The organism is Thermoflexus hugenholtzii (assembly GCF_018771565.1).
Classification (GTDB): domain Bacteria; phylum Chloroflexota; class Anaerolineae; order Thermoflexales; family Thermoflexaceae; genus Thermoflexus; species Thermoflexus hugenholtzii_A.
The window spans coordinates 2,114,076-2,127,133 of sequence record NZ_CP076326.1; the positions used below are offsets into that span (position 1 = coordinate 2,114,076).

A 13,058-nucleotide genomic window follows, 5' to 3' on the forward strand; every position below is an offset into this window, starting at 1 on the left:
CGGAGGTCAGGATGCACATCGGGATCCCGAAAGAGCGCCGACCGGAGGAATACCGGGTGAGCCTCACCCCGGCAGGGGTGGAGATGCTGACCCAGGCCGGACATACGGTGTGGGTGGAGAGCGGGGCGGGCCTGGGAGCCGGCTTCACGGATGAGGACTACCGCCGCGCAGGCGCTCAGATCGTCTACTCCGGGCCTGAGGTCTACGGACGGGCGGATCTCGTCGTGAAGGTGGCGCGGCCCACTCAGGAGGAGTTCGAATGGCTGCGGGAGGGCCAGGCCCTGATGGGCTTCCTCCATCTCGCCGCCGCCCGACGGGACAAGATCGAGATCCTGCTCCGGCGGCGGATCACCGCCATCGCCTACGAGACGGTGCAGGCCGACGACGGGAGCCTCCCCATCCTGGCTCCGATCAGCGCCATCGCCGGACGCATGGCCGCCCATGTAGCGGCCACCCTGCTTCAGAACGACCGGGGGGGCAAAGGGATCCTCCTGGGCGGCGCCCCGGGCGTCCCACCCGCTGAGGTGGTGATCCTGGGGGCCGGCGTCGTAGGCTCCAACGCCGCCCGGGCCTTCGCCGGCATGGGAGCCAGCGTCTACGTGCTGGACAAAGACATCCGCCGGCTCCAGCGCCTCGAGGAGCTGTGCGGAAGCCAGGTCATCACCATGGTTTCCCATCCTTATAACCTGCGCAAGGTCGTCCGCTTCGCCGATGTGCTGATCGGCGCCGTGCTGGTGCCCGGCGCCCGCACGCCCATCCTGGTCACCCGGGAGATGGTCCGCGCCATGAAACCCCGTTCCCTGATCATGGACATCTCCATCGATCAGGGCGGGTGCGTCGAGACCAGCCGCCCCACCACCCATCGCGACCCCACCTTCGTCGAGGAGGGGGTGATCCACTACGCGGTGCCCAACATGACCGGCGTGCTGGGGCGGACCGCCACGCACGCGCTGACGAACGCTCTCTGGCCCTTCCTGGAGGAGATCGCCCGGGTGGGTCTGGAGGAGGCCCTGGATCGGGATCCTGCCCTGGCCCGCGGGGTGAACACGCGGGAGGGCCGGGTGACCCACCCGGAGCTGGCCCGCGTTCTGGAGATGGAGGCTTCGATCCGCCAGGGGTGATCCTCGTCGAGGAGGCATCCGATGTCCTGGATGGAACTCTACCGCGAGAAGCTGATGACGCCGGAGGAAGCCGTCCGTCGCTACATCCGATCCGGGATGCGGGTGTTCCTCTCGGGGAACTGCGGGGTCCCTCAGCGCCTGTTAGCCGCCCTGGTGGAATACGCCCCTCAGCTGGAGAACGTGGAGATCGTGCAGGTCCTCACCGTGGGCCCCGCGGATTATGTGGCCCCCGGCATGGAGCGGCACATCCGCGTCAACACCCTCTTCATCAGCGACAACGTTCGTCGGGCCGTCCAGGAGGGTCGGGCCGATTTCACCCCCTGTTTCCTCTCTGAGATCCCCGGCCTGTTCCGCAGCGGCCGGCTCCCTCTGGACGTGGCCCTCATCCAGGTCTCGCCGCCGGATGAGCATGGGTTCTGCTCCTTTGGGGTGGAGGTGGGGATCACCAAGCCGGCGGCCCAGTCGGCGCGCGTGGTGATCGCGGAGGTCAATGAACACATGCCCCGCACCCTGGGCGACAGCTTCATCCACATCTCCCGGCTCACCGCCGTCGTCCCTGTCTCCTACCCTCTCCCCGAGGTCCACATGGCGGAGCAGTCCGAGGTGGCCCGGCGCATCGCTGAGCACATCGCCGCCATGGTCCCGGACGGCGCCACGCTGCAGACCGGCATCGGGGCCATCCCCGACGCCGTCCTCCGGGCGCTTACGAATCACAAGGACCTGGGGATCCACACCGAGCTGTTCTCCGATGGGATCATCGATCTGGTGGAGAAAGGGGTGATCACGGGGGAGCGGAAAACCCTGCACCCCGGGAAGATCGTGGCCGGCTTCATGCTGGGCACCCGCCGGCTCTACGAGTTCGTCCACGACAACCCGATCTTTGAGCTGCATCCCACCGATTACGTGAACGACCCCTTCATCATCGCCCAAAACGAACGCATGGTGGCTATCAACTCCGCCATCGAGGTGGATCTCACCGGGCAGGTCTGCGCGGACAGCATCGGCCATCTCTTCTACAGCGGGGTGGGCGGGCAGCTGGATTTCATCTACGGCGCCTCCCGATCCCGCGGGGGGCTGCCTATCATCGCCCTGCCCAGCACCGCCCGCCTGAAGGATGGGACGGTGATCAGCCGCATCGTGCCCACCCTCAAACCCGGCGCCGGCGTCACCACCACCCGCAACCATGTCCGCTTCGTGGTCACCGAGTGGGGGGTGGCGGATCTCTATGGGAAGACCATCCGCCAGCGGGCCCGCGCCCTGATCGAGATCGCCCACCCGGACTTCCGGGAAGAGCTGGAGCGCGCCGCCTACGAGCTGCGTTATCTGCGGGAGGACCGATGACCCGGCGGCGCGCTTCTTGAACCTGTGATCCGGATGAAAGAACAGGATGAGCAAGCCGCTCCCTGATGGAGGATCCCTTCCGGTAAGGGGAGGCGTGAGGGATCTCCTGCGCGTCCTGGGGGAACGGGGGCTCCGGTTGCCTTTGTTCTACAAGATCCTGATCGCCAACACCCTCCTGGTCGCGGCCGGGGCCGTGATCGGCACCACCCTGTCCTTTCGGGCAGGCCACCAGCTGTCCGGGGAGGCCTATCATCGCTGGCACTACGTTTACATCCTGCTCTTCGCGGCGGGAGGGACGGCGCTGAGCGCCCTGATCTACAGCTTCCTGCTGCGCTGGGCCCTTCGTCCTCTGGAACAGCTCCAGGAAGCGGCCGAAGCGATCCGTCAGGGCCGGCTCGATGTGCGCGTCCCTCTCCACCCCTTCCGCGACGCTCAGATGGAACGGCTGGTGGAGACCTTCAACCGGATGGTGGAGACCATCGCCAGCAACAGCGAGCGCCTGCACTGGCTCTCCCAGCAGATCCTGCAGGCTCAGGAGGAGGAACGGGCACGGATCGCGCGGGAACTGCACGATGAGGCCGCCCAATGGTTGACCTCCCTGCTGATCCGCCAGCGCCTGCTTCTCCGCAACCTCCCCCCGGAGATGCGCCCGGAGGTGGAGGAGCTCCAGCGGATGACCGCCGCCGCCCTGGAGCATCTCCGCCGGATCGCCATGGAGCTCCGCCCCGCCATCCTGGATGACCTGGGGCTGGTGGAAGCGCTGCGATGGCAGGCGGAGGAGTTCCAGAAACAGACAGGGGTCCCCATCACCCTCCGGGTCCAGGGACGGATCGAACGGCTGCCCCGCCAGGTGGAGCTGGTTCTTTATCGGGTCGCCCAGGAAGCCCTGACCAACATCGCCCGGCACGCCCGGGCCACCCGGGTGGAGGTTACATTAAACTGCTCAACGGAGCATCTGGAGCTTTTCATCGCAGATGACGGGGTCGGCTTCGACCCGGAGGCGGTCCGGCGGTCGCGCGCCCGCTCCCTCGGGCTGATCGGGATGGCCGAGCGTCTCGCCCTGATCGGGGGGACGCTGGAGATCGATTCCGCCCCCGGCAAGGGCACGCGCATCCGCGCCCGGGTGCCTGCGGGTGGACCCCATTGTCTGGCTCGGGAGGTCTGGCATGATGAACGGAGGACGGAAGATCCGCATCCTGATCGCGGATGACCACCCGGTGCTCCGCCGGGGTCTGCGGGCGCTGATCGAAGAAGAGCCGGACATGGAGGTGGTGGGGGAGGCCGGGAACGGCCTGGAGGCGGTGCAGCTGGCCGAGCGGCTCCGCCCCGACGTGGTCATCATGGACATCTCGATGCCGGAGCTGGACGGGCTGGAGGCGACCCGGCGGATCCGCGAACGTTCCCCTTCCACCTACATCCTGATCCTCACCGTCCACGCCCACGAACGCTACCTCTTTCCCGTCCTCAAAGCGGGGGCCTCCGGATACGTTCGCAAGACCGCTGCGGATGAGGAGCTGATCGAAGCCATCCGGGTGGTAGCCCGAGGCGATGTCTTCCTCTATCCCTCCGCCACCCGCATGCTCCTGGACGATTACCTCGCCCAGGTTCGGGCCGGGCGTGAGCAGGATTCCTACGAGAGCCTCAGCGAGCGGGAGCGGGAGATCCTCCGCCTGCTGGCGGAGGGTCACACCAACGCGGAGATCGCTCAGAAATTGAACCTCAGCGTGAAAACGGTGGAGACTTACCGAACGCGCATCATGGAGAAGCTGCATCTGCGCACCCGGGCCGAGCTGGTGCGTTATGCCCTCCGCAAAGGCCTGATCTCCGAAGAGACCGCTTGATTCGAAAGGAGGACCCCTTTGGCCCGTTTGAGGCTTGAAGCGGACGGAACGCTGCGCCTCCCCCCGGAGATCCTTCGTTCATACGGCGTGGAGCCGGGGACGGAAGGCGTGCTGGAGCAAACGGAGGATGGATGGGCTTTCCACGCCATCCGCCCCGATCTGCGCCGCGTTTACGTGGAGGTCACTGCCCTCTGCAATCTCAACTGCGCCATCTGCATCCGTCGGGTCTGGCGGGATCGCCCCGGATCCATGCGCTGGGAGGTTTTCGAAGAGCTCATCCGACAGCTGCGGGCCTTCCCGGAGCTGCGCCGGATCACGTTCGGCGGGTTCGGGGAGCCTCTCGTCCATCCCCGCATCGCGGATATGGTGGCCCTGGCACGAACCCTGGGTGTGGGGATCACCCTGACCACTAACGGCCTGCTTTTGGATCGGGCGATGGCGGAGGCGCTGTCGGAAGCCGGGCTGGACACGGTGGTTGTGTCCATCGACACCGCCCACCTTCAGGCCTATCGGCAGGCCGGCCTGGTCGACGGCCTGGATCGGGTCATCGATAACATCCGCGGGCTGCAGGCGCTGGCGCGGGCGCACCGCCGCCTGGTCCCCCGCATCGGGCTGGAGTTCGTGCTCACCCGGGACAGCCTCCCGGAGCTCCCTCATGTCCCCCGCCTGGCCCAGGCGCTGGGAGCCTCGTTCGTTCTCATCACCCATCTGCTCCCCCACACGCCGGATCAGGCCCAGGCCATCCTGTATGACCGCGGAGAGCCCCTCCCCGCCCTCCCCGGCTGGCCGGTCCCCGGCGGGGACTGGCTGGTCTGGGGCCTCGCTCGCATGCCGCGCTCCCGATGGGGCGCGATGCGGCGCTGCCGCTTTATCGAAGAACGCTCCACCGTGATCCGCTGGGACGGCGGGGTCAGCCCCTGCTATGCGTTGATGCATTCTTATCCCTATTACATTTACGGACGTCGCAAAGAGGTCACCGCCTACATCCTGGGCTTCATCCAGCAACAACCCCTCATCGAGATCTGGGGCTCGGAGGAATATGTGCGGTTCCGGGCGAAAGTGCGGGCCTTCCGTTTCCCCTCTTGTGTGGATTGCGGGATGGCCTGCTACTACGCCGCCCACAACGAGGACTGCTGGGGAAACACTCCCTCCTGCGCCGATTGTCTCTGGGCTCAGGATATCATCCGCTGCCCATGAAGAAAAAGCGGGTCAGACCCCTCCAGGGTCTGACCCGCCAGATGCCCTCGCCGGCTTCACTGGGCTTTCTCCACGGGCTCCCCGGCCTTCTGCCAGCCGACGATGGCGGGGGTGAAGTTGCGCACGTTGGTGTAGCCCAGCAGCTGCAGCGCCGCCGTGGCCATCCCCGCTCGATGCCCCGTCCGGCAATAGACCACCACCGGCTTGTCCTTCGGCAACTTGTCCAGATTCTTCGCCAGCGTCCGAATCGGGATGTTCACCGCCCCAGGGATGTGCCCCTCCGCATACTCGTTCGGCTCCCGCACATCCACCAGCACCACGTTCCCCGCCGCCAGCATGTCCTTCAACGCTTCCACCGTCCCCACCGTGTAATACTTGTCCGGAATCCCGCTCAAAAACCGATCCACCACCGCGAGGAGCTCCGGATCCACCTGGGGCTGTCCGACGGAGCGCGCTTCCACCGGCTCGGTGCTGAGCGGCTCCCCCGCGTCCTTCCAGCCGACAATGGCGGGGGTGAAGTTGCGCACGTTGGTGTAGCCCAGCAGCTGCAGCGCCGCCGTGGCCATCCCCGCTCGATGCCCCGTCCGGCAATAGACCACCACCGGCTTGTCCTTCGGCAACTTGTCCAGATTCTTCGCCAGCGTCCGAATCGGGATGTTCACCGCCCCAGGGATGTGCCCCTCCGCATACTCGTTCGGCTCCCGCACATCCACCAGCACCACATTCCCCGCCGCCAGCATGTCCTTCAACGCTTCCACCGTCCCCACCGTGTAATACTTGTCCGGAATCCCGCTCAAAAACCGATCCACCACCGCCTTCACATCGAGGGCCGCTTTGGTGGGCGTCGGCGGGACCGGAGTGGGCGCCACCGTCGGCGTGGGAGGGGCCACGGTGGGCGTCGGAGCGACCGCAGGCCCGCAGGCCGCCAGCGTTAGAGCAAAGATGGTGAGAAGGATCCACAACGTCCGCTTCATGGTTGCCTCCTGAGACTCAGGGTTTCGTGCATGCTTATCCCACTGCTTCCTCCTCGGCCCGGGCGCCGCGAACCCGGCGAGGCTCCGGGATCTCCTCCTGCACTTCGATCACATAGGGAGGCTCCTGGGGGATGGAGGCCAGCCACAGGGCATGCTCCATCCGAGCGTATTCCTCGCTGACGTAGCCAGTGGTCATCGCCGGCAGGGCATCGTAGACGAAAGTGAAATAGATGTGGCCTACGGTGAGGATGGCCATCAGGGCCATCGAGAGATCATGAACGAGCGTTGCCGCGAGCAGGCCGGTGGGCCCGAGGGAGCCCTTGCCCAGCCACAGGGCCAGGCCGGAGCCGGAGATGGCAAAGTAAGCGATGATGGTGAGGGCGTGATGGATCTTCTGGCCCGCGTTGACCCGCCCCTGAGGGGGCAGATGCGAGGTGCGACCCAGGAAATAGCCCGGGAAACCTTTCAGCCATTCCAGATCCTCTCGGGTGTAGGTGAAGGAATCCCGAACCAGATCCCGAAGCCCCCGGAAGTCCAGAAGGGCATACAGGGCGGGGGTGAGGAGGAAGATCACCGCCGCCACCCGGTGCAGCAGGCGGGAGAGGCCGCCGGCCGCGAGGAAGGAGAGGGGTGGCCAGATCAGGGCCAGCCCGGTGATGAGGAGAACGAAGAAGGCCCCCGCGTGGAGCCAGTGGACCACCCGCTGGCCCGGACGATAGCGCAGCACCCATCGGACAGTCCGCGTGGCCATGGTTCACTCCCCATGGTTTTGCGAGTTCCGCTTTTCCTCTAAATGACGCCGCCGGGCGATGAAGAAGGCGATCCCGCTGGTGAGGACGCTGAGCGCGAGGGCGCCCAGACTCAAGGGCTGAACCCCATCCTTCCAGATGGCCAGGGGCGGGATCTGCGGCTGCGCCGGCAGGCCCAGCGCCTCCGGCGGTGCCGGAAGCACCATGATGACCCCCAGACCGCCCATCTGGGTCTCTCCATAGATCTGAGCCTCGGGGTAGCGATCCTTCAGAGCGGCCACCCGCGCCCGCGCCTCCGCCAGGATCTCTTCCCGGGTCCCGCACTGCAGGGCCCCCGCCGGGCAGGTTCGGACGCACCAGGGCTCCTCACCCCTCTGGACCAAATCGAGACACGAAGCGCATTTGGAGACGCGTCCGTCCACCAGGCGCGGCACCTTATATGGGCAAACTTCGACGCAGTAGCCGCACCCGCTGCATCGGTCGAAATCCACCAGCGTGAAGCCATCGCGCTTGTAGAGGGCGCCGGTCGGACAGACCTGGACGCATGCCGCCTCCGCACAGTGGAAGCAACGATGAGGGACGAAGGCGCCCCGCAGCTCGGGGAAGCGGCCCCACACCACCTCCCGGATCTCCACCCATCGCTCTCCGGGGGCCAGCTCCCGGCCGGCCTTGCAGGCGATCACACAGGCCTGACAACCCAGACATCGGCTCAGGTCGATGAGCATCGCCAGTCGGGCCACTTCACACCTCCCGGATCAGGCGCACGAAATTCACCCGCATCCCCGCCCCGCCCGAGATCGGATCCAGACGATACCGGGTGATGAGCAGGTTGTCGCTCGCCCCCCGTCCCTCCGCCCGGCTCAACCGGGAACCCCGATGGCCGAAGCCGTGAACCAGATAGACGGCATCCTTGCGGATACGCGGGGTCGCCCGCACCCGCACCGGACCGCTGCGGACGCCGTCCTGGTTCTCCAGGAGAACCAGGTCGCCGTTCTTCAAGCCCAGCGCGGCAGCCGCCTCATCGTTGACCCACACCTCGTTCTCCGGATAAACCTCCGCCAGCCAGGGGTTGTTCTGGGTCTTGCCGAAGGTGTGGAGCGGGTGCCGCCCATACAGCAGGCGGAAGTATCCCGGCAGCGGCTCCTCCACCGGCTCATAAACGGGGAGCGGATCGAAACCCGCCCGGGCCAGGGCCTCCGAGTAGATCTCGATCTTGCCGCTGGGGGTGGGGAACGGCGTCTCCCCCTCCCCGTAGTCCTCCAGGTAAGGCTTGCCGGGCCAAGTGAAGACCCCGCCCGCCTCCCGCAGCCGGTCCAGGGAGAGGCCCACGGACATCAGGCGGGTGTTCAGGTATTCCTCGATGCTGGACCACTGGAAGTAATCGGCCAGACCCAGCCGCAACCCCAGCTCCCGGGCGATCCACCAACCCGGACGGGTGTCCGGCAGAGGCTCCACCGCCGGCTCCCGCAAGGCGATGTAGGGCGTGCGGTGCAAAGCCACCCACAGCTCATCGTAACGCTCCAGGAACGTCGCCTCCGGCAGGACGATGTCCGCCCAGGCCAGGTGCTCCTGGGGGAGCACATCGATGGCCAGGACGAACTCCAGGCGCTTCAACGCCTCGATGGTGCGCGGGACGTTGGGGATCGAATGGAACAGGTTGACCCCGTAGACGACCAGGCCGCGGATGGGATAGGGCTGGCCGGTGATCATCGGCTCGATGAGCTCCTGGATGACCACGGGGCCGGTGGCGAACTTGCTCCCCACCCCATCCGCGCGGGGCGGATGCCCCGGCGTGTCCGGGATCCGGATGCCCGTCGCCGCCGCGCCGCATCCTCCCGCCGCCACCTCCACCGGGAAAGGCGGGTGCGGATAGGGATCCAGGGCCGGCGCCCGCGGGATGTAGAGGCCGCCCCGCCGCCCCACGTTGCCCAGCAACACGTTCAGGATGAAGAGCGCCCGCATGCGCTGGGTGTCGTTCCCATACCAGACCACATGCCGCCCGGGCGGGATCACCACCTGAGGCCGGTGGGCTGCCATCTCCCGGGCGACCTCCCGGATCACCTCCGCCGGGATCTCGGTGATCGGGGCCGCCCATTCCGGAGTGAAGGGACGGATATGCTCCGCCAGACGCTCAAAGCCAACCGTGTATTTCTCGATGTATTCGCGATCGTAAAGCCCTTCGGTGATCAGGACGTTCATCCAGGCCAGAAGAAGGGCCGTGTCCGTGCCGGGCTTGATGGGCAGCCAGCGGTGCGCCTTCAGCGCCGCCGTGGAGCAGCGGGGATCCACCACCACGAGCTTCGCCCCCCGGGCCAGGGCCCGGGCGAAGTCCTGCATCACTGTGTTGTGGGCGTTCTCCCCGATGTGATTGCCGATGAGGACGATGTAGCGGGTGTTCTCCCAGTCCACCGGCTCGTGGCCGCCTACGCCCCGCCCGAAGGTGATCTGAGCGGCAACCTCGCGGGGGGTCAGACAGAGGCCGGTGGCCGGCTTGCCGACGTTGGGGCTGCCGAAAGCCAGAGGCAGATAGTCCCCGAACCAGAAGTCCCCGGTGGTGTGGGCAAACCACGCCACCGACTCCGGCCCATACTGATCCCGGAGGCGAGCCAGCGCTTCCGCCGCTCGATCCAGCGCCTCCTCCCAGGTCGCCTCCCGGAACGACCAGGTCCCCCGTTCCCCGGTGCGGATCAGCGGCTTGCGCAGACGGTCCGGATCGTAAAGGTGGGCCACGGCCGCCTGACCCCGGCCGCACAGACGGCCCCGGCTCTTCGGGTCCTTCGGGTTGCCCTCCACCTTCACGACCCGGCCGTTCACGGTATAGACCAGCATGCCACAGCGCCACATGCACATATCGCAGTAGTTGTAAGTGATCCGCACCTCATCGGGACGATACCACGGCCAGCGCGCCCCGCGGGCTCGAAGGAAGGCGAGCACAGGCTCTCCGATCCGGGAGAGGCCCATCCACATCCCCGCAAGGGCGCCCCCACGTTGCAGGAACTCCCGACGGGTCAGCTTCATCGAACACCCTCCTCCAGCGGACTTCAAACCCTCACGGACCAACGGGGCTCAAGCGAGACGAGGCGGAGATCTCCCCTTCTCCGGCTCCGGCCTCCTGAGCGGGGGCCGCCGGCAACAATCCCTCCCGCTCCATCGCCCGGCGGACCAGGCAGAGGATCGTGACCATCCACTCTTCATCCAGCCGATCCCGCGGGGTGCTGGCGCACGCCCCCGCTGCCCAGAGGGCGGACCGATAGGCTTTCGGCGCGCCCGGCGGCAACAGCACCACCACGCGCATCTGAGGGTTGCGATCGAACATGCGGGAGAGGAGATCAGGCGTTTCCTCTTTCGCCCATTCCCAATCCAGCAACAGTAACGTCCTCGGATCACGCCCGGCCCTCTCCTCCAGCTCGGAAGGCGCTTCCACCGTTTCCACCGTCACCGGCCAGGGAAGTAGATCCAGGGCTGCCTGAGCCACTCGCTGCATGGTCTGACGAAACAACGGAGACGCGATCGCCAGAAGAACTCGCAACATCTTGGCCCCCAACCGGAATGAGAGATCCTCCGCCTTGACCACTTTCAGTTTCCCGAACCCCACCCCGCCTGTCATCAGGGAACTCCCGGATCCTGCAGGGGAAAATCCCCGCACCGCGGGCGGGAGAAATCCCGACTCTGAGCGAGGGAAAAGAGAAAGGGGGACCGGTCCGGCCGCTCCGGCCGGCTGACGAGCGCCCTATCGTCAGGCCGGGTTAAAATCCTCACAGAGGGCTTCCACGCCCGCCCGGAGCGGGCCTTCCGGGACCCGATGCGCCCGCGCGGGGACGGGACGGGACCCTGGGGGACGCGATCATGCCTATCCCCCCATCCGGAGGGGCCTTTCATGAAAGAGTTGAACCTTCAGGTCGTCTGGCATCCGGACCCGGAGACGGCGGAGCGGAGCAACGTCTCCGCCCAGATGCGCCGGCTGGGCCTTCCCTCTTATGAAGCCTTCCTCGAATGGTCCTTCACCGACCCCCATGGCTTCTGGAAAGCCTTCTTCGAGGACACCGGCTTCCGCTGGCGCGCCCCCTATCGGGAGACCCTGGACGTTCGCAACGGGGCACCATGGGCCCGATGGTTTGTGGACGGGGCCCTGAACGCCACCGAGAGCGCTTTAGATCGCCACGTGGAGGCCGGGCGCGGGGAGGCCATCGCCCTGATCTGGGAGGGAGAAGAAGGGGAGATCCGCCGCTACACCTATCGCCAGGTTTTCGAGGAGGTCGCCCGGCTGGCCGGGGCGCTGCGCGCCCTGGGCGTGCAGCCCGGCGATCGCATCGGGTTGTTCCTGCCCATGATCCCGGAGGTGGCCTTCGCCCTGCTGGCCGCCATGCGCATCGGGGCCATTGTCATCCCCCTGTTCTCCGGCTTCGGCCCTGAGGCGGTGGCCGTGCGCCTGCAGGACGCGGAGGCCCGCTTCCTGATCACCGCGGATGGTTTCCCCCGACGGGGACGGATCGTTCCGATGAAGGAGATCGCCGATGAGGCCCTGCGCGCCGCCCCCAGCGTGGAGAAGGTCCTCGTGGTCCGCCGGGCCGGCAACCCCATCCCGTGGCGGGAAGGGCGGGACCTCTGGCTCCACGAGGTCATCGGCCGGGGGGCGCCCGTTCACGAGGCGCCCGCCTTCCCCAGCGAGACACCTTTCATGATCATCTACACCTCAGGGACCACCGGCCGGCCCAAGGGGACAGTCCACGTCCACGGCGGGGCGCCCATCAAAGCCGCCCAGGATATGTTCCACCTCTTCGATGTGAAGCCGGTGGACGTCATCCACTGGGTGACCGACATCGGCTGGATGATGGGGCCCTGGCTGATCCTGGGCAGCCTGACCCTGGGCGCGACGTGCCTGATCTACGACGGGGCGCCCGATCACCCGGAGCCGGACCGCCTGTGGGAGCTGGTGGAGCGGCATGGCGTCACCATCCTGGGCGTCTCCCCCACTCTGATCCGGGCCCTCATGCGCGCGGGGACGGAATGGCCGGATCGTCACGCCATGCCCTCGCTGCGCCTGCTGGGCTCCACCGGCGAACCGTGGAACCCGGAGCCGTGGCTGTGGACCTTCCAGCACGTGGGCAAGGGGCGATGTCCGATCATCAACTACTCCGGAGGCACGGAGATCTTCGGAGGCATCCTGGGCTGCACCGTGCTGCGCCCCCTCAAACCCTGCTCCTTCAACACCGTCGTCCCCGGCGTCCAGGCGGACTGCGTGGACGAGGCCGGGCGGCCGGTGCGGGAAGAGGTGGGCCTCCTGGTGATCCGCAACCTGAACCCCGGGATGACCCGGGGCTTCTGGCGGGATCCCGAACGCTACCTGGAGACCTACTGGTCGCGCTGGGAGGGGCTCTGGTATCACGGGGACCTGGTTTACATCGACGAGGACGGCTTCTGGTATATCCTGGGGCGGGCGGATGACACCCTGAAGGTGGGCGGCAAGCGCCTGGGCCCGGCGGAGATGGAATCCGTGCTGGTGGAGCACCCTGCGGTGGCTGAGGCGGCGGTGATCGGCGTCCCGGATGAGATCAAGGGAGAAGCCCCCGTGGCCTTCGTGGTCCTGAGGCCCGGTTATGAGCCCGACGAGGAGCTGCGGGCGGCGCTGATGGAGCACGTGGCCCGGCGGATGGGCAAAGCCCTGGCGCCGAAGGAGGTCCGCTTCGTCCGCGACATCCCCAAGACCCGCAACGCCAAGCTGATGCGCCGGGTCATCCGCGCCGTCTACCTGGGGCGTGACCCCGGGGACCTCTCCGCCCTGGAGAACCCGCAGGCGGTCGAGGAGATCCGCCGGGCTCGCTGAGACAGCCGCCC

Annotated in this window: 11 protein-coding genes; 6 read left to right on the forward strand and 5 right to left on the reverse strand. The window is 67.1% G+C overall.

The genetic code is table 11. The annotated features are described in order from the left end of the window. The first annotated feature begins 11 nt into the window (after positions 1-11). The 5 genes from ald (at position 12) to KNN16_RS09645 (ending at position 5,500) form a co-directional block, all read left to right on the forward strand. Positions 12-1,121, forward strand: coding sequence for an alanine dehydrogenase (gene ald / locus KNN16_RS09625; protein WP_299284085.1), 1,110 nt, complete (start codon positions 12-14; stop codon positions 1,119-1,121). Positions 1,122-1,151: 30 nt separating this feature from the next. Further along, positions 1,152-2,462, forward strand: a complete 1,311-nt coding sequence (locus tag KNN16_RS09630) for an acetyl-CoA hydrolase/transferase C-terminal domain-containing protein (RefSeq protein ID WP_366972284.1) — start codon at positions 1,152-1,154, stop codon at positions 2,460-2,462. A 94-nt stretch (positions 2,463-2,556) separates the two neighbouring features. Continuing rightward, the gene (locus KNN16_RS09635) at positions 2,557-3,672 is read left to right on the forward strand and encodes a sensor histidine kinase (RefSeq protein WP_303896619.1); all 1,116 of its coding nucleotides are present in this window, start codon (positions 2,557-2,559) and stop codon (positions 3,670-3,672) included. Continuing rightward, positions 3,632-4,303, forward strand: a complete 672-nt coding sequence (locus KNN16_RS09640; RefSeq protein WP_299284079.1) for a response regulator transcription factor — start codon at positions 3,632-3,634, stop codon at positions 4,301-4,303. The genes KNN16_RS09635 and KNN16_RS09640 overlap by 41 nt, the downstream gene beginning before the upstream one ends. 18 nt (positions 4,304-4,321) lie before the next feature. After that, positions 4,322-5,500: a tungsten cofactor oxidoreductase radical SAM maturase gene (locus KNN16_RS09645; protein WP_303896621.1), complete on the forward strand. Its 1,179-nt coding sequence runs from the start codon at positions 4,322-4,324 to the stop codon at positions 5,498-5,500. A 56-nt stretch (positions 5,501-5,556) separates the two neighbouring features. On the opposite strand, the gene KNN16_RS09650 is transcribed toward KNN16_RS09645, so the two are convergent. Genes KNN16_RS09650 through KNN16_RS09670 form a run of 5 tightly spaced genes read right to left on the reverse strand, consistent with a single transcriptional unit; the run spans position 5,557 to position 10,830 of the window. Continuing rightward, on the reverse strand, positions 5,557-6,474 hold the full coding sequence (locus tag KNN16_RS09650; protein ID WP_303896623.1) for a rhodanese-like domain-containing protein: 918 nt from the start codon (positions 6,472-6,474) through the stop codon (positions 5,557-5,559). 34 nt (positions 6,475-6,508) lie between these two features. Beyond that, positions 6,509-7,225, reverse strand: coding sequence for a formate dehydrogenase subunit gamma (locus KNN16_RS09655; protein ID WP_303896624.1), 717 nt, complete (start codon positions 7,223-7,225; stop codon positions 6,509-6,511). A 3-nt stretch (positions 7,226-7,228) separates the two neighbouring features. Next, positions 7,229-7,963: a 4Fe-4S dicluster domain-containing protein gene (locus tag KNN16_RS09660; RefSeq protein WP_303896626.1), complete on the reverse strand. Its 735-nt coding sequence runs from the start codon at positions 7,961-7,963 to the stop codon at positions 7,229-7,231. A gap of 1 nt (position 7,964) precedes the next feature. Next, a complete protein-coding gene (locus KNN16_RS09665; protein ID WP_303896628.1) occupies positions 7,965-10,241 on the reverse strand; it encodes a molybdopterin-dependent oxidoreductase in 2,277 nt (758 codons plus the stop codon). 31 nt (positions 10,242-10,272) lie between these two features. After that, a complete protein-coding gene (locus KNN16_RS09670; RefSeq protein WP_299283835.1) occupies positions 10,273-10,830 on the reverse strand; it encodes a hypothetical protein in 558 nt (185 codons plus the stop codon). 270 nt (positions 10,831-11,100) lie between these two features. On the opposite strand from KNN16_RS09670, the gene KNN16_RS09675 reads away from it, so the two are divergent. Continuing rightward, entirely contained in the window at positions 11,101-13,047 is a 1,947-nt protein-coding gene (locus KNN16_RS09675; RefSeq protein WP_299283833.1) for an acetate--CoA ligase, read from the forward strand. Positions 13,048-13,058: the final 11 nt, after the last annotated feature.

Excerpts from the sequence above, each read along its gene's own strand:
- KNN16_RS09665 (WP_303896628.1), bottom strand. The coding sequence starts at position 10,241 with ATGAAGCTGACCCGTCGGGAGTTCCTGCAACGTGGGGGCGCCCTTGCG.
- KNN16_RS09675 (WP_299283833.1), top strand. The coding sequence starts at position 11,101 with ATGAAAGAGTTGAACCTTCAGGTCGTCTGGCATCCGGACCCGGAGACG.
- KNN16_RS09630 (WP_366972284.1), top strand. The coding sequence starts at position 1,152 with ATGGAACTCTACCGCGAGAAGCTGATGACGCCGGAGGAAGCCGTCCGT.
- KNN16_RS09670 (WP_299283835.1), bottom strand. The coding sequence starts at position 10,830 with ATGACAGGCGGGGTGGGGTTCGGGAAACTGAAAGTGGTCAAGGCGGAG.
- ald (WP_299284085.1), top strand. The coding sequence starts at position 12 with ATGCACATCGGGATCCCGAAAGAGCGCCGACCGGAGGAATACCGGGTG.
- KNN16_RS09640 (WP_299284079.1), top strand. The coding sequence starts at position 3,632 with ATGAACGGAGGACGGAAGATCCGCATCCTGATCGCGGATGACCACCCG.
- KNN16_RS09655 (WP_303896624.1), bottom strand. The coding sequence starts at position 7,225 with ATGGCCACGCGGACTGTCCGATGGGTGCTGCGCTATCGTCCGGGCCAG.
- KNN16_RS09650 (WP_303896623.1), bottom strand. The coding sequence starts at position 6,474 with ATGAAGCGGACGTTGTGGATCCTTCTCACCATCTTTGCTCTAACGCTG.